Here is a 16,486-nt window from a genome sequence, read left to right as displayed (position 1 = left end):
GGAAACCAGCTTCGCGCACCATAAATACCGTAAAGCCATACAAAAACCGATGGCTGCCGCCAAACCAAACAGCAATATCACAAGCCAATCTGGATATTCAGTATTGGAACCTGGCTTTGTTTAGCTGGGAACCAGATCGCCATTCATGGAGGCGGATGACCCGGTCCGTGTAAGGTGCCGACCTATCCGTGTAGGCAGATGACCCGGTCCGTGTAGGGTACTGACCAGATGACCCGGTCTGTGTAGGGTGCTGCCCCCTCCGTGTAGGTGGATGACCCACCCTGGAGTGTATTTTTTAGGCTAGCGCGCCACTTCCGGGCAGGCTTTCTCCCCCTTCAAACGCGCCTCTCGCCCGAATCGCTCCACCCCAGCATAAAAAAGCCCACAGCTGTGGGCTTGAGTTCAATCTTTAGCGTTGCTGTGCTGTGAGGTTTTGTCACTGTGGTTGCTTTAGGGGCCGGAAGTACGCCCTGGAGGGCTCGGCAAACAGAGCGTTCGTTAACAAGCTTGTTATAAGTCTTCTTCTTTACCGAATTTCATTGTCATTTGCGTCGCTAAAAAATCTATAACTGCCAGACAAAAACCCGAACAAACATAACAAAAAAACGGCAGCATTAGAAAAATCTACCTAATAGATTTTTGGTCAATTTTAACTGGATTATTACAATATGGGCAGACTTGCACGTGCCGAGTAAATTGATACCACTTTGGCTTTACTTTACGAGTTCGTGCTCCAAGTTGGTTTGTAGATACTTTAGTTGAACACCAGGGGCACTCTGATCTCAGCACGCTAGCTCCCAGACCGTATAACGCAGTGCTAACCTCCAGCTTTTGTGGAGCGAATATTTGCAACCAAGTGGCGCAGCCAACACAAATGGTGTTCCCCACAAAAAGTAGCCACCATAACTATGCAGTCAATGCTGCCTTTTTTCAAACGCGACGGGACTCATATCATCGTTTGCAGAATGCCTTCTTTTTCGGTTATAAAATATTTCAATATACGCAAAGATAACGGATTTTTATTCTTCGATCGAGTGGTAGTTTTTCACATAGATCAACTCTACTTTCAATCGGCTAAAGAATGATTCCATAGGCGCATTATCCCAACAACTCCCTTTACGGCTCATACTAATTTGACAGCCCTTCATCGTTAGGTAATCAATATACCCCTGGGCCCGAATGAACGATTCCCCGGAGGAACTTCTCGTCGAGAAAAATCCATTTTCATTGCACTCGTTATCAAGGAATAAAGGCGTACTTCGATTGAGCTCCCGAGAAAAATATACAGCGGCCGCTTTTTGTAAACCCACCTATTATTTGAACCCGAGGTTTTCTCGCTCAAGCTTCGTCATATTTTCATTTTTATCTATCGGCTTACGGCGCGCGCCTAGAAATGCATTCTCAGCGATATTCGAAAAATAATCTTGCCAGTTACAAAACATGTTGCGCCTTATGCCTAGTTCACGAGAAATCTATTTCCCATGTTTACCGTTCGGCTCCAGGAGACACCCAGCTTTCAACTTTAACTCTTTGGTGTAAGCATTTCGCTTGACCATACATCGATCCCACCTAGGTATTTCCTGCTATCTGGGGAGCCCAATAAGCCAAGGGAGTACAGCCTGACCCATTTATTTGTTGCACCCCTAGAAAGCACCCGGAACGACAAATAGCTACGAACAATAAATAACATTTCCGTTAACGTATACATATTATTTTTCGATGAAAATTAATTCAGTACGATAGATTCATTAACCCATATTCAACGGAGTGCCTTCGATATGACTATTTAACGCAGACCTGGATTAATTTTTATTAGCAACATCCAGTTTGAATAATTTTTCTGTCTGGCTAGAAAACAATATGACACAAATAGGTAATGGCACTGTCGTTTATCTGTAATGTTTAAGAAGCAAATAGATAAAATAGTATTTTCAAACAAACAATGTCACTTGCGACCCCAATAAGTCGCACAACATTCTTTGTGGCGCGTTTTGTCTCTTGATCTTCGCCAAATATTAAACAATTATGCTCAAGCATTGCTAAACATTATGGACGTGAAAATTATGTTGCTTAGTTAAATGGTTTTCTAGCGGAATTTAGCTGCGTATCGTTTAGCCTCTATTTGTTTTTGGAGACAATGCTAACTTACTCAATACTGGAGAATGGATATGAAATGTGTAAAGCAGATCGTTGCATTTGCGATATCGCTCGTGTCGATATCCTCACTACACGCTGAGGATATCGACCACTATACGACAGCTGTGGAGGCAGGTACCCACGAAATTTTTATGCCACCTAACCAATTACATTTACGGAGTAACGCGGGAGGAAGCGATATTGATGAAGCGCTCTTCGATGAAATTATCGATGAGATTTACGATTACTACACCACCATCGTTAGTTCACATGGAGCGGTATTAAATACAGTTCGCGAATGGGATAACAATACTGTTAACGCACAAGCGTACCAAAGCGGTAATAACTGGTTTATAAGGATGTATGGCGGCCTCGCTCGTGCGCCCGAGGTAACACCCGATGGTTTTGCGTTAGTGGTGTGCCATGAAATGGGCCATCACCTTGCAGGATTTCCTTTTAAAGGTGCTCGCTGGGCAGCTTCGGAAGGGCAATCAGATTATTTTGCAACGCAATCTTGCGCAAGGCAACTATGGCTCTACGACGACAACTCTGAATACGAACATAGCGCGCCACAGACGGTAAAAAATGAGTGCAACGCTCGATGGAATACAACCTTTGAACAACAGCTTTGTTATAGAACAGCACTTGCCGGAAAATCTCTGGCAGATCTATTGGCTGCTTCAAGAGGTGTAGCTGTGCACTTTGATACGCCGGACCAGGGAAAGGTTGATAAAACATATATTAACCACCCAGCACCCCAGTGCCGATTGGATACCTACTTTGCTGGCTCACTCTGCACAATGGACTTAGACCCATTCTTTATTCCCGGTAAAAATGCCGTGCTTGGTAGAGAGTCGATGTATGCAGAGATGGAGTCGGCTTATCACTACTGTGCAAGCATTTCAGCCGATTTGGATGTTATCAATTATAACGACGCACACAGACCACGCTGCTGGTTCAAACCCAAGCTAAAAGCCGCAGACGTTCCCGATTTGTATTACTAAATGGATGATTAACCCGTATATTTATAGAGGAGATATAACGTGAATAATTTATTGTTACTCATGGTTCTTACTGCACTACTTCCACTTGAAGCACTAGCAAACCGATTGGATGATGACGTTTATAGAAGTCGTTGCTACACAGCAGATCTCACCGCCGCGCAATGCGCAGATTTACGAGACTATGCTTACGAAACCGACTGCGTTACGCTTGAGGAGTACGACTACGCAAATACCAAAAAACTCGCTCCTATCTGCACGCCCTTCCCGCCGGTTAGCTTAGTTGCCGTATGTCCTTGTGGCTGCTTTGAAGAAGGTACGAACATCAGCACTGTTAACAGGGTAAATGGCAATGATCAGCTGGCCACAATCGAAGATATTGTGAACAACTATTCGTCTTACGAGGCCTATACTGTTGTAGCTAATTCAACATTAACATCACTTTCGTATGAACCGCGAGGGTTTGACGTGGTAACTGATGGCGTTGAAGAAAAGCCACTGGTTGTTGTTTTAACCGAGTCAGGAAAGCGTATTGGTTTATCCAGTCGGCACGGTGTTCTTCTAATTTCGGGCACTATGACTACTGCCACAGAACTTTCAGTAGGCGATGTATTGGTGCAAGCGGACGGATCGCCTGACCCCATTGTGTCTATTGAGCAAGGCCCTGTCGGCGAAATTGTGTACAACGTTCTCACCGAAACTGATGATGAAAGTGGGGCCAGCCACCTGATCGTTGCACAAGGATTAATAATGGGCGACTTGTATTGGCAGAATATTCTGGACTCAGAATTCCGCAGATTCAAAATACGACAATAGGTACAATAGGTACAATAGGGGGCGCCGTGGGGTGCCCCTATCAAGGTTATATCGAACAACTATCATACCCCGGCTTTTTTTGCCTTAGCTATTTCAATTCAATCGAGTAATTCGGGTGCGAATTTCACTATATAGAATGACGATGTGTATCGATCGCGCTATGTACTCGATGCCGTATCATCTGAACAATGAAAATTGCCGAATGCCTATGCAGAAAATTCCAAACCGGGTGTGTATCAGAATAAAAATTTCAATACAAGAAAGAGTAAAATCTCGCTCCTGTTTGCAACCGAATTGTGAGCGATTATCTAGCATTCACCTGTCAATGCGAAAGAATTTCTACTGCTAAGATAGCGGTAACTATTACATCTTTATTGAACAACTAGGTAATTTATTTCAGGAGATGAAAATGAAAAATACACTTTGGATGTTCACTGGCATATGCATACTCGCTATTACGATCTACACTCAACTTGGCCCCTTTTTTAATAAAGAACTTGTAGATGAAACTAACCCACAGGGAATTAACGCCAGTACGCAATCTTCAGTCAAGAGTAGTCAAGAAAAGCCTATAACCAAAAGCGTAGTTACAAATGCCGCTAACTCTCTTCAACAAGAGCCAAAGAAAATCATTCACGGCCAATTTAACGATGAGACAATTAGCGAATATACAAAGAGCGTCAACCAAATATTTATGGTTAGCAAGGATATTAACCGATTGGAAAAGCGCAATGAACTGTATGGTGAAATGACCGCTATTCCCGAAGCCATCGACCTAGCTGAACGGGTTGCAGGCGATGCGGCGTACGCGTCTGTCCTATTCGGTGAGCAGCAGGCTCAAGCAAGAGTTGCGTCCATTATGTTTCTTGAATATTTGTCAACTGAAGGAAACTCAGAGCCACTACTTAATGCTATCCAAACAGTTGCAGGTTCCCTAGGGCAAGGTACACAGGAGAAAGGCGTCGAACACGATTACAGTGATATGGTGGCAGGCTACTTTAAGTCATATCAAAAAACGTATGGATCCACTAATTTCGTTGCGAATATCGACAGCCTGTTAACCGATATCAGTTATAGTACGAACCTAGCCAACCAAGTGATGGTTGGGTTGGTACTTTCTGGCGTGCTTAAGCACTTAGATGGCACTCAAAAAAATGCTTTGCGTCAAAAATTCGAGAATAGCAATGATGAAGCTTAATCGTATAGGTCTACTTTTCATCTATTTGGCCTCTTTTATGTTGGTTGGCTGTGGTGGTGGTAACACCGTAAATCCAGGGATTGTGCCGCAACCAACAGGCGTGCCCGAACCCACAGCCCCCCCCCCTCCAGCAAGATCGTTGCTGGAAGCGGAACTAATAGATTCTATTGAGGTGTTACTGGACGAAGAAGATTGCCTGGATTCAGAGCAGGACGCTTGCGCTGAAACCGAGCACACCTACGCGCCACCCGCGCCACAGGAAAGAGCCGATCAAGAAGCGAGAATCCTGATCCTAGACTGGGGGATACATTCACACGCCCTACTCGGATACAGAAAACGAGTGCTCAACACCTTTGAGTTCGATAACGAATTGAACATCATTGAATCCAGACCAAAGGTCACTCTTTCGACATTATTCGACACTATTTTTACCACCATAAGTGACCACCCACACTTTGTGTCCGTCAGTCGTTTCCAGAAATTTCAAGACCACAAAAACATACCTTTGCTGGATAAACTAACAGCCGAATTAGCCATATTCGGCCACGGCTATTTTATTAGTTCATTTTTATTTGAACATAACCCGAACGCTAAATTTGTTTTAGTTGAGCTAGGGAAAAGTGACCGCGATTTGTTAACACCCGATGGCTACTGCAAGAATCTTCTATCGAGTGATACTGAATTACAGGGCATGGCATTAAGCGAGATCACAAATCGATATAGCCGTTTTTTGGGCGCTATTGAAGGCTTGGTATCGCGTTACGAAATTGACTATATAAACGCGTCGTGGGGTACATCTGCGCCAGTTATTCGCCGCCAGATATCCGCAGTTTGCGATGGTGAAGCACCTCCACAAATGGTTGAAAAACTACAAATCATCGACAGGGATTTTATTCGACAATTATCGGCTTTAAAATATGTAAACTCAAAAACAGAGGAGCTGGTCTCAACCATAGTAGTGCAGGCAGGAGCCGTGCTGGCATCTGAACCGTTGCTGGAAAATCACCCTGAATTCCTATCGGATTGCGATAGCTCGACCATGAACAGAGTGAGGGTTCAGGGTCTTGAAAATGATGGTATGACCATCGTTATACCCGAGAATGGAACCGATAATACCAACGCGATTCAACCGACGAGCCTACTGGATTACCTTGCATGCACAGACCTCTACGTGCCTCTGGGTATCTATACCGATGAGTCACTGCCCCCTCCATTAATCTACGCACTACGTGAAAAAAGTTTTAAGACAATTATGCACGGATTCTTGGAACGAGAGTTTTTCCCTGGCCTTCGCTCCTCATCTTTCGCCCCGCCCATTGTAATATCGGCACTCAACTATTATCAGCAACAGTCTTCCGAGCGTCTCAGCACCAAAGAACTGATTAGCCGAATGGCCGGTAATGGCATTATCTCAGACCCACTGTTATACGATAAATTTATAGTGTATTCCGACGGCTACCGAGAGTGATTGGTAGACATCCTATCAGGCACACTCTTCGTGAAAATAATTTCCATACTCACCTGGACTTGTATCATTAGAAGATTAGGCTGATTAGTTGGCGGCCCCGATAAAGTGATGATTCCATTTGGTAGAAATATTTCATCTTCCTTGGGGATTTTCTCACCCGGCTGCCGCCCCATAGCACCATTTAACCACTTCGTTACTAAATTTAGCATTCTCTCGATCCCATGGGAACCATAACGTTTTGCTAAACGGAGAAGCTTGCTGCGTCCAGGGGAGGCCGTCTTTCTGGCCGTCCTGCTGACTTCATTTGATAACTCAGGCATTTCGCATTCTCGACTGCATTGCTGGCACCGCGTACTCCATAATTGCATGCACTAGTTGCCGTGCCAGCTCCCTTTTATTGGTTTGATTATTGAACTCCCACCAGTGATCTAACTTTGAAGGCATAAGAGTACCAATACGCTCAGACCAACCCAACTGCCACTTGGTGTTTGGATAAGGTTTTTTCGGGAAGTAGCTGTATTGCTCACGACCTTCGTCCCACTGAAGTTTAGAAATAACGTAAATATTGATTGTAAACTTTAATCCTCGTGAATCGCTATACATCGATTTCTGTAAACCAATAAGAGCCCAATAATCATCGGATTTTATTGAATACTCTTGACCAGAACCCTTGAGGCCATTTTCTCTCAAGGCTGGTGCAACAGTATTCTTGAGAAGTTCTTTAAACTTATCTTGGACTGTACTCATGGTGATGCCTAACGCCCTGCATGTGCGGCGGCCAACCCTGTTGGCCGTCCAGTGGAAGCCACAAAGTGGCTGGAACGAAGCACGATGAGCTTGTTATGTGTTTTTAACATTAAACTTTACCCAAGCTGGATAATACTCTTTTCTTTCACCTGTTTTTTTGCAGTCACCTTCAATTTTCAAGGAGCCTAGATAGAAGATATTGTCTATTCCTGGGCCATAAAGAGTAGGACGCATTTTTCCATGAACTATAACATAGCTACCCTCGCACATACCCTCAAGATCGTTATCTGAAACCCAAATAGAAATGGGGGAAATATAGGGATTTTTTAATTCACTGAATTCTTTGTCTTTATGCAAAAGGAATATTCCATTTTCTTTTGTCAGAAAGCCCCAGATAAATACATTTTTCCCGTCACTTCCTTTATGAGTCATGAATTCATCTACTGACACTGGCACAGCTCTTTTATATCTATATTCCGCCACTTTATCCCATAAAATTATTCCTAAAGACAAAGTGCTAATAAATAGAGCTAAGTAAACCAGTCTACAATTCATATTTTACTCATAACGCCCAGCTCAGTTGCGTTTTGGTTGTAGTGGATATTTGCGCAACAATGGCCCTAGGCCATGCGCAAATAGGAGCGAAGACCAAAACGTCGACTGAAGCTGTTTGTTATGTTTTTTTGGCACTTCTTTCTTAGAATACATTTCCTATCTATTGAAACAGAGGCTTCATAAATGAGCGCTCAAAGCTCAAAAAGCATTTGGTCTCTTCATAATATTTCATCGCAGCTTGGCACTCTGAATCATCACTTGCTTGCTGACGATAAACTTCGTACTCAGCTAAACTTGGAAATGTAAATAGCGCAATAGCTACATTACTTGCCCCTTCATGAGGCAAGAAGTAACCATGATGATTACCTCCAAACTTTGCAACCAATGGAATCCAGAGTTTTGAATAATACTCAAACTCCTTTATCTTGAATGGATCTAACACATATTTCAAATAGCATGTGACCATTTATCTATTCCTTGTTGAAAACGCCAAAATTGTTTGCTGAACATAACGTTTTGCTAAACGGCGCAGCTTGCTGCGTCCAGTGGAGGCCGTCTTTTGGCCGGAACGATGTTTAGCAATTGGTTATAAGCGGAACCGCACTGAACCTGCTAGTGAGGACCACAATACCTTACTCAAAGACCCTTCTTCAATATTTTGACTTAGCCGACGCAAAGATGGTTGAAACGAAGTCAAACAACCACCAACAAATTGTTTACTAAGCCAAACTATATTGTTGTTCTTTAACAATTTAGTTTGGCTGGCATTACCCGCACCGGGAACGAACCCTCTTAACCTCAAACGATGGCGGCCTACAGGCGGCCCTTTAGCTTAAAAGTGATTACACAAAGCTCTCAGAAAGCTCGTTGCTCAATTGAAACACGTAAACATTTTTCAACCAAATACGAGCGATTATAACGTTTTGCTAAACGGCGCAGCTTGCTACGTCCAGTGGAGGCCGTCTTTTGGCCGGAACGATGTTTAAGTAATTTGTTATAAGCGGAACTGCACAGAACCTGCTAGTGAGGACCACAATACCTTACTCAAAGACCCTTTTTCAATATTTTGACTTAGCCCACGCAAAGATGGTTGGAACGAAGTCAAACAACCAGCAACAAACTGATTGACTAAGCCAAGCTATATTGTTGCTCTTTAACAATTTAGCTTGGCTGGTATAACTCGCACCGAGAACGAACACTCTTAACCTCAAACATTGGCGGCCGACAGGCGGTCTTTTAGCCTAAAAGTGGTTCCACGAAACCCTCAGGCGCCTCTGCGCTCAATTGAAACACGTAAAAACCTTACAGCGCTTATAACGCCCAATTCAAGCGACGCCGAAGGCGGTCGCTTGAATTGATTGTTATGAGATTTTGCGAATTTCAAGTTCATTTTCTACTCTTTGCGCGTATTCATTCATTATGGGGTCATTACGAAAAGGTTTAAGTTGCTCGAGATAAGCCCGGGATTTCTCGGGACTCCCTGCATGGCACTCTGAAACTGCTAACCCCAATAATACCGATTCTGATTTATCAGTTTTATATGCAAGCTTATAATAATATAAAGACTTTTCAAATACTTCTACATTGGCGTAGCACCAACCAAGCAAGCCCCAAACATAACTAGTTTTAAGGTTTTTCTCAGCCTTCTTTAAAGCCGTAATAGCAGGGAAGTAATGTCCTAACTCTGTTAAGTACATAGCTTTTTGATAGTAAAAGCCTTCCTCTTCTAATCCGACAAAGTAGTACGTAAGGTGTAGATAAAAAATCTTGAAATACGCAACCAAATTAATTTCCTTGTAGCTCATAACGTTTTGCTAAACGGCGCAGCTTGCTGCGTCCAGTGGAGGCCGTCTTTTCGGCCGGAACGATGTTTAAGTAATTTGTTATAAGCGGAACTGCACTGAACTTTCTAGTGAGGACCACAATACCTTACTCAAAGACCCTTCTTCAATATTTGGACGTAACCGACGCAAAGATGGTTAGAACGAAGTTCAGCGACCAACAACCAAATGAATTACTAAGCCAAGCCAAATTGTTGCTTTTCAACAATTTGGCTTGGCTGGTATAACGCGCACCGGGAACGAACACTATTAACCTGAAGCTATGGCGGCCGACAGGCGGCCTTTTAACTTAAAGGTGATTCCACAAAACTCTCAGAAAAACTCAGAGCTCAATTGAAACACGTAAAAATCTTACAACCAACCACGAGTGCTTATAACGTTGTTATAAACTGCACTTTTTATGTAATGTTGTGCATGCCTGCGGCATAGTTGCACAACATTACATTACATAAAAATTGTCAGGTTTGATAACTTTGTTATAGTAAAGCAGCGTTCATACCTACAAACTTTCCCCATTTCTCTAACAAAGCCATCGCCGACAAAAACGACCAAGCCATACCAAGCTACAGCCCGTCTAAACACTACAACCACTAAAAAAGGCTGAGCAACAGAACAACATCCAAACAGGCAAAGACTCGTAGTTAAATACCACCAACGATAAAGAAACTACGTTAGCGATGCCGAATCTCGTAATTTACGACCCAACTACTTAACCACGCCCCTACGAAGTAAGGTAAGGGATACTTGACCTTACAGTTGCATTAAGAAATGGCAAGAAATCGGTTTAAGCCTGTATATGTAGTATGAGCACGCATTTTTGACCAAAATCTGGATTCCACCCTTGGTGAGTTCCATGAATGAGTCGAAAAGTGCAATTAAATAGTTTATTTGAGGTTATAAAATTAGAAGTGGCTTGAGGTTTTGTTAGAATGTTTTCACCATAAAAAAATCCAAAACAAAACACACAAGCCACTAGATATGAAGCATAGCAAATCCAGCATTCACAGTAAAACACATGCGATCCCCGAACTTCGATTCGAAGAACAAAAACTGACCTCTTTTTCCGGGCTGACCGTATTTCAACAACTTTTCGATTTTCTATCCTTGAAGTCGATCCTAAGTGGATGCTTTAAGCATCGAACCGTTAATTCTATTTTTGGGGATGCGACAATCGTTATGTTGCTTGTTGTTCATATGCTTCTTGGCTACCGAGAAATACGTCATATTAAATTTTATGAAAATGACCCTATGGTCAAACGCATCCTCGGTTTAACGCGGTTACCGGATGTTTCTACGGTTAGTCGCTGCTTATCAAGCATGGACGCAAAAAGCGTTAATCAACTTCAGCAAGTGATTGGTGACGGCGTACTCAATCGACTAGTGTCACTTTCTACTTCGAGAATCACACTCGACTTTGATGGCTCAGTTATAGGAACTGGTCGTTTCGCTGAAGGTACCGCCGTAGGCTTTAACAAAAAGAAAAAAGGTCAATGCAGCTACTATCCCCTTTTCTGTACGGTTGCCCAGACAGGTCAAGTACTCAATATCTTACATCGATCAGGTAACATCCATGACTCAAACGGTGCCCCGGGTTTCATACAAAACTGCGTAGATCAAGTACGAAAGGTGCTGCCAAATGTAATTGTAGAGGTGCGCATGGATAGCGCCTTTTTTAGTGATGAGCTTGTCAGTCTGTTAGAGGCCTGCGATGTTGAATATACAATAAGTGTACCTTTTGAGCGTCTATTGGAACTAAAGGGGCGAGTAGAGAAGCGCCGAAAATGGTGTTATCTCGACAAATACTGCGATTTTTTTGATATTCGCTGGAAGCCCAAGTCGTGGAAATACACGCGTCGATTTATCGCCGTGCGTCAAGCAACGAAAATTCAAATGAAGACTCCGGTACAACTCGATCTGTTCACACCTTCTGATTATCAATGGGAATATAAAGTGGTCATTACCAATAAAATACTGACCGCAAAAAATACTGTTGCTTATCATAATGGCCGAGGCAGTCAGGAGAATATCTTTGGCGAGTTAAAGTCATCGCTACAAATGGACTATGTACCGACTCGGACATGGGAAGGAAATAAAGTTTATCTGCTTAGTGCTGTTCTAGCCCACAACTTGACGCGTGAATTACAAATGATATCTTCTTCGCCGGTAAGAACCACTCAAGAAAAACGTCCCACTTTATGGAAATTTAAGGCACTCGGGACCTTAAGAAGACAAATTATTCAAAGAGCGGGTCGAATTATTCAGCCTCAAGGTAAACTTGTTCTTTCTATGGCCAAAAATGATGCAGTGAAAGATGAAATGTTGCATTATTTAGATACAATTGGAAAGGCGGCCTAGCCCTAGTTCGTCTTTTTTATGCAACGTTAGGGTCGATACAATCAAGATCTTCATCGTAGCCTACGTTTATTATCAAGAGGTTTGAAGGAATACGCTCACTTTCATCAACCTCTTCACGCCATAGTCTATTTATACAAATTATATGGTTCGGAGAATCAAAATCTGGACCTATACTAGCGAGCCAATCATCGTAATGTTCAGATTTCTCACAAAATCTAATATAGCTCTTAGGCAATTCACAACCGAAGAGCTCTTCAATCTTCTTTACAGATTCTGACGTTGGTGGCGGAGCGCTATTCATGTGAACGTGACGCCGACCATCATATTGTTTCGCTAGGCGATCGATTTTTTCCATTACACGTAACGCTTTAATAACTTGCAACTTTGTGCTGCGGCCTGCTTTTTAGGCCGTAGCTCAAAGTTGTCAATGTTGATTTACTTGTTAGGCTTTTCATGAAAACTACGAATACATAATTCGTATTGATCGGTATTTAAGTATTTTTTGAATTGATTTGCATGTTGTTTAACAAATGTTGGTTTTTTATCGGTATTTTTACCTTCAAAACCAAAGTATGCATTTAACCTGTTGCAATTTGCTTCAATTAAAAAAGGTAGTTCATTCAACACTTTCAAAAAATCCGCAGAGTTGCGTATATATATCGGCATTAAGTCTGCTGCTAAATATTCCTGGAAAGCTGCTGATTTCTTTACAAATGAATAAAAAGAATAGAGCATTACAATTTTTAAACGCTTATTGCTGAATTTATTGTTAGCAAGATCCGGGTTGATGTTATTTATATATACTTTTTCCAGCTCTTTAAATCTTGCAAGTGAATCAATCTGTTTATTGCCATTTTTATCAGTAAAGGTGAACCTTTCCTTATCCGTGCCTAAAAGGCTAGATAACAAGATTGTATATTCATCGGCGGATGACTCAGATGCCTTTAAATTAGAGCATGCCGCCAACAAGAATAAACATATTATAATTGTATGTTTCATAAATTTAGCCATTAATCACAACAGTAACATTATGTGCATTTTTAGGGGTGATTGCGTTATATATTTCAATTATTTTACCTTCATCTATAACAATGCAACCATCAGACCATTTTTCATATGGGGGTTTACCCATATGTATAAATATTTCTGAAAATCCTGCAACATTAGGTAAGAAAACAGCTTCTCTAGGCATCCCCTTAGAATTCTTTTTGCGGGCCACTGTAGTTACAGAGCAGTTCAAGTATGTACCTGCTGGAATTTTTTTAGTTAAATTCCAATAGCATTTTGTTGAAATAGTCTTTCCCGGTGAACTAAATGTCAAAGTACCATCTTTAGCCAATCTTTTTATTGTGATTTTATACATTAAGTTATCTCCCTACTAATTGATTAATTTCTAAGCCTAACGTTTTGCTAAACGGCGCAGCTTGCTGCGTCCAGTGGAGGCCGTCTTTTCGGCCGGAACGATGTTTAAGTAATTTGTTATAAGCGGAACCGCACCGAACTGTCTAGTGAGAACCACAATACCTTACTCCAACGCCATACTTCAATATTTGGACTTAGCCCACGCAAATATGGTTGGAACGAAGGAAAATAACCACCAACAAACTGATTTACAAAGCCAAACTATATTGCTGTTCTTTAACAATTTAGTTTGGCTGGTATAACTCGCACCGAGAACGAACACTCTTAACCTCAAACTATGGCGGCCGACAGGCTGCCTTTTAGCCTAAAAGTGGTTCCACGAAACCCTCAGGCGCCTCTGCGCTCAATTGAAACACGTAAACATTTTTCAACCAAATACGAGCGCTTATAACGCCGCATTAAGCGGACTAAAATTGTGGGTTATACTGTGGAGCGAAGCGGAACGTAACCCACTGTTTTAGTTCCGTTTAAATTCCTTGTTAGCATTCAAGTCTGGTAACCCACAACTGAACTTAACAACCAAGCCGTAGTCCCCAACAAGTTGTTTGCTAGTTGCCACTGGAATATTCAACTCTTTCCCATTTACGAAAACATATTTTGCTTCCATTAACTTTGACCTGATATTCCCGATTTGTAATTCAGAAGTATAAGCCGATATTTTCGATTTACACCCACACTCAGAAGTAGAACTCAAAGTTGTAAATGACGCATTTAAGACTGGGAAATCATTTTTATATACAATTTTTTCATCTTGGATCTTTAAACAACTTGACAAACTATTTTCAATTGTAACTTTTGTTTCTGATCTTTGTGTAGCCTGAGAACAAGCAGATATTAAAAGTAACAATATAAAGCTAAATCTTCGTTCCGCCATTTGTTGCCACCCCTTTGTTATATTTAACTTTTAATATAATCGTATTTTTATTTGTTGCTTTATTAAATGCACGTAATAAAGGGAAAATTCGAGTTTCAACCTCAATACAACCATGGCTATATCCTTTGGTTGAATCATGAAGATAAAAACCACCACGCATAGTGGGACTACATTTTGACTTAGCCGCAAGATCAGCAGGCTCCATTCTAGCTCTATTTTCACCCCAGTTAGCCCAATATGGCGCACACTAACCAGCTTCTTCACCACTAGAGATACTTTGAATACCCCAAGATGGTTTTAACGCGCATAATCCTCTACCATCATCTTTAGCTAAACCATGATTCGCAAGGAAAATTTTATAAAAACCCTCTGGTATTGGCCCGCTATCAGGAACACATTGATTTTTGGGTAATTGAGACTCTGGTAAGCCAGATGTTGCCTTGAATTTCCCGCGTGTATCCCATTTGAGGCTTTGCCCATCGTAATGCATTTCGTGGTGCATAAAGTTACTTCCTTATATTAAATGTAATTATGAAAAATTTGATACTGAATGCTAACGCCAAGCTCACTGGCACATATTGCGGAGAGCGTTTTTGTGTAAAAATGGAGCAACGCGACATACACAAAAACGAGCGTAGCAATATGTATCCGCGTGCAGCTTTTTGTTAGGCGGTCCCAACGGAGCCAGCTTAAACAATGGATATACCCCATATATGTATCAGGGAGAAGGTGAATTTCAGGCACGATACAATCTCGCTTTACCTCAGCTGAAAGGGGGGGGGCGATAGTGAAACCGGGCTTCTTCGAGCCAAGTAATAACTCTTAGTTTTCACAATGACTGCCTAATTCAGTGGGAGATTGGTTTGACTTCATTTTGGCAGCTTTGCCAGCCGTCTTGATAAAAGCTTCAGTGGCCGGGAACTCTGCTCCAACACCAGGCCAGTAATATTGGCCCTTGTTTTCACACAAGGTGATAATCACTAGGTCTCGGTTCAATACTACTTCTTCACCGGGCTCGACGAACATCCGGTAGTTAATCACCTTTTGCTTTTTACCAGATATGTGTTTGATAACCTCAGCACTTAACTCATACTCATCGCCATCATTTGCGTTTGAGGATAGTTTCATTACTTTTTTGTGGGTTACCACTGCAGTAAAAGAAGTACTCAAGACAGATTCGGTTAGAAATTCTTGTTGCGCATTAGCTTGATTCGTACAGGCTTGGTTTATCATAGCACCAAAAAAAATAACTAGAATTTTCATCGTTACAGTGGTTTTAGTGCTGATTTTTTTAAAATTATTAGTCATTGTTTACCTCGCTATTCGACTCTGTTACTTTTTGCCTTGCCTTTAACATAAGGCCAATATATTCTGTACTATGCTTCCGAGCCGGCTTTTTCTGCTGGGGCTGTATAAACGGGTAGACGGCCAGAATTTTTATCAAAGGTTTTAGGTACAACAAAAGTTTCCCATACATTTCGCGGGTATTCAGCAATACTGACTTTATCCCCCTGATTTCCTCCTAAAATAAATAGCTCTTTACCCGAAGCGCTTTTACCTACAACAAAGCCTACATGCCCACCACCTTTGCGGCTCTTAATCGCGATTGCACCAAAAACGGGGTCTTTAATGGTTTTACCAAAATCTTTCCAAGACTTTGCACGAAAGGCATTCTTCACTGGCGTATGGCCATTTTCTTTCATGACCCAAGCAACAAAAGACCCACACCATGCATTTTTACCGCCTGAATCATCCGTTCCCCAAAATTTTGATGCGTTGAAGTAATTGAGGATTCTCGGGTTTGCTTTGACGCCAGCAACTTCGCTTTGCCCTAATTCCCCATAGGCCGTTTTCATCCACGGTGTAAATAGAAACAGCATAGTATGCGAGTGATTTATGAAGTTTTGCAATCCAGATGGAATGAAGAAAGACATGAAGTGATCCTTTTTGACGAATTTTTAATGTAATTGCTATAGGAGTAATGCTCAGCCTAACGTTGTTATAAACTGCACTTTTTACGTAATGTAATGTTGTGCGATTATGCCGCAGGCATGCACAACATGAAATGGAGTA

Annotated in this window: 19 protein-coding genes; 5 read left to right on the top strand and 14 right to left on the bottom strand. The window is 41.9% G+C overall.

Translation table 11 applies throughout. From position 1 onward, the window contains the following. Positions 1-914 precede the first annotated feature (914 nt). Complete coding sequence (locus H5715_RS20505; RefSeq protein ID WP_139309859.1) at positions 915-1,010, bottom strand: hypothetical protein; 96 nt, start codon at positions 1,008-1,010, stop codon at positions 915-917. 1,158 nt (positions 1,011-2,168) lie between these two features. Here H5715_RS20505 and H5715_RS02940 point away from each other — a divergent pair. The 4 genes from H5715_RS02940 to H5715_RS02925 all read left to right on the top strand — a co-directional run bounded on the left by H5715_RS02940 (position 2,169) and on the right by H5715_RS02925 (position 6,619). Further along, positions 2,169-3,140 carry a hypothetical protein gene (locus tag H5715_RS02940; RefSeq protein WP_075186759.1) on the top strand — a complete coding sequence of 324 codons (972 nt, stop codon included), beginning with the start codon at positions 2,169-2,171 and terminating at the stop codon, positions 3,138-3,140. Between the two features lie 39 nt (positions 3,141-3,179). Then, entirely contained in the window at positions 3,180-3,953 is a 774-nt protein-coding gene (locus H5715_RS02935) for a hypothetical protein (RefSeq protein ID WP_075186758.1), read from the top strand. 409 nt (positions 3,954-4,362) lie between these two features. Next, entirely contained in the window at positions 4,363-5,151 is a 789-nt protein-coding gene (locus tag H5715_RS02930; RefSeq protein WP_075186757.1) for a hypothetical protein, read from the top strand. Further along, a complete protein-coding gene (locus tag H5715_RS02925) occupies positions 5,138-6,619 on the top strand; it encodes a hypothetical protein (RefSeq protein ID WP_075186756.1) in 1,482 nt (493 codons plus the stop codon). Before H5715_RS02930 ends, H5715_RS02925 begins: the two co-directional genes overlap by 14 nt. Here the strand turns inward: H5715_RS02925 and H5715_RS02920 are convergent. The 5 genes from H5715_RS02920 to H5715_RS02900 form a co-directional block, all read right to left on the bottom strand. Then, entirely contained in the window at positions 6,607-6,828 is a 222-nt protein-coding gene (locus H5715_RS02920; protein ID WP_139309846.1) for a hypothetical protein, read from the bottom strand. The genes H5715_RS02925 and H5715_RS02920 overlap by 13 nt on opposite strands. A gap of 103 nt (positions 6,829-6,931) precedes the next feature. Next, positions 6,932-7,366 (bottom strand): DUF4304 domain-containing protein, encoded by a 435-nt coding sequence (locus tag H5715_RS02915; protein WP_075186754.1) that lies wholly within the window; start codon positions 7,364-7,366, stop codon positions 6,932-6,934. Between the two features lie 93 nt (positions 7,367-7,459). Next, entirely contained in the window at positions 7,460-7,921 is a 462-nt protein-coding gene (locus tag H5715_RS02910; protein WP_139309845.1) for a hypothetical protein, read from the bottom strand. Positions 7,922-8,081: 160 nt separating this feature from the next. Then, complete coding sequence (locus H5715_RS02905) at positions 8,082-8,387, bottom strand: NIPSNAP family protein (protein ID WP_075187879.1); 306 nt, start codon at positions 8,385-8,387, stop codon at positions 8,082-8,084. An 895-nt stretch (positions 8,388-9,282) separates the two neighbouring features. After that, on the bottom strand, positions 9,283-9,726 hold the full coding sequence (locus tag H5715_RS02900; protein WP_185906587.1) for a hypothetical protein: 444 nt from the start codon (positions 9,724-9,726) through the stop codon (positions 9,283-9,285). A 1,014-nt stretch (positions 9,727-10,740) separates the two neighbouring features. On the opposite strand from H5715_RS02900, the gene H5715_RS02895 reads away from it, so the two are divergent. After that, positions 10,741-12,117: an IS1380 family transposase gene (locus H5715_RS02895; protein ID WP_075186650.1), complete on the top strand. Its 1,377-nt coding sequence runs from the start codon at positions 10,741-10,743 to the stop codon at positions 12,115-12,117. Between the two features lie 16 nt (positions 12,118-12,133). On the opposite strand, the gene H5715_RS02890 is transcribed toward H5715_RS02895, so the two are convergent. The 8 genes from H5715_RS02890 to H5715_RS02860 all read right to left on the bottom strand — a co-directional run bounded on the left by H5715_RS02890 (position 12,134) and on the right by H5715_RS02860 (position 16,347). After that, positions 12,134-12,472, bottom strand: coding sequence for an SMI1/KNR4 family protein (locus H5715_RS02890; protein WP_075186648.1), 339 nt, complete (start codon positions 12,470-12,472; stop codon positions 12,134-12,136). An 80-nt stretch (positions 12,473-12,552) separates the two neighbouring features. Next, positions 12,553-13,116, bottom strand: coding sequence for a hypothetical protein (locus tag H5715_RS02885; RefSeq protein WP_075186647.1), 564 nt, complete (start codon positions 13,114-13,116; stop codon positions 12,553-12,555). A gap of 4 nt (positions 13,117-13,120) precedes the next feature. After that, positions 13,121-13,480: a L,D-transpeptidase family protein gene (locus H5715_RS02880; protein WP_075186646.1), complete on the bottom strand. Its 360-nt coding sequence runs from the start codon at positions 13,478-13,480 to the stop codon at positions 13,121-13,123. Between the two features lie 516 nt (positions 13,481-13,996). Then, positions 13,997-14,413: a DUF2195 family protein gene (locus H5715_RS02875; RefSeq protein WP_075186645.1), complete on the bottom strand. Its 417-nt coding sequence runs from the start codon at positions 14,411-14,413 to the stop codon at positions 13,997-13,999. Continuing rightward, the gene (locus H5715_RS19920; RefSeq protein WP_221892335.1) at positions 14,394-14,618 is read right to left on the bottom strand and encodes a hypothetical protein; all 225 of its coding nucleotides are present in this window, start codon (positions 14,616-14,618) and stop codon (positions 14,394-14,396) included. Before H5715_RS19920 ends, H5715_RS02875 begins: the two co-directional genes overlap by 20 nt. A 42-nt stretch (positions 14,619-14,660) precedes the next feature. After that, complete coding sequence (locus H5715_RS19915) at positions 14,661-14,915, bottom strand: hypothetical protein (RefSeq protein WP_221892334.1); 255 nt, start codon at positions 14,913-14,915, stop codon at positions 14,661-14,663. Positions 14,916-15,235: 320 nt separating this feature from the next. Next, the gene (locus H5715_RS02865) at positions 15,236-15,721 is read right to left on the bottom strand and encodes a hypothetical protein (RefSeq protein WP_075186644.1); all 486 of its coding nucleotides are present in this window, start codon (positions 15,719-15,721) and stop codon (positions 15,236-15,238) included. 68 nt (positions 15,722-15,789) lie between these two features. Then, positions 15,790-16,347, bottom strand: a complete 558-nt coding sequence (locus H5715_RS02860) for a TIGR02594 family protein (RefSeq protein WP_083608117.1) — start codon at positions 16,345-16,347, stop codon at positions 15,790-15,792. Between the last annotated feature and the right edge of the window lie 139 nt (positions 16,348-16,486).

Origin of the sequence: Teredinibacter haidensis, from assembly GCF_014211975.1 — a bacterium.
GTDB lineage: Bacteria > Pseudomonadota > Gammaproteobacteria > Pseudomonadales > Cellvibrionaceae > Teredinibacter > Teredinibacter haidensis.
The sequence above is the reverse complement of the archived record's forward strand: the minus strand, read 5'-3'. Positions and strand labels throughout refer to the sequence as shown.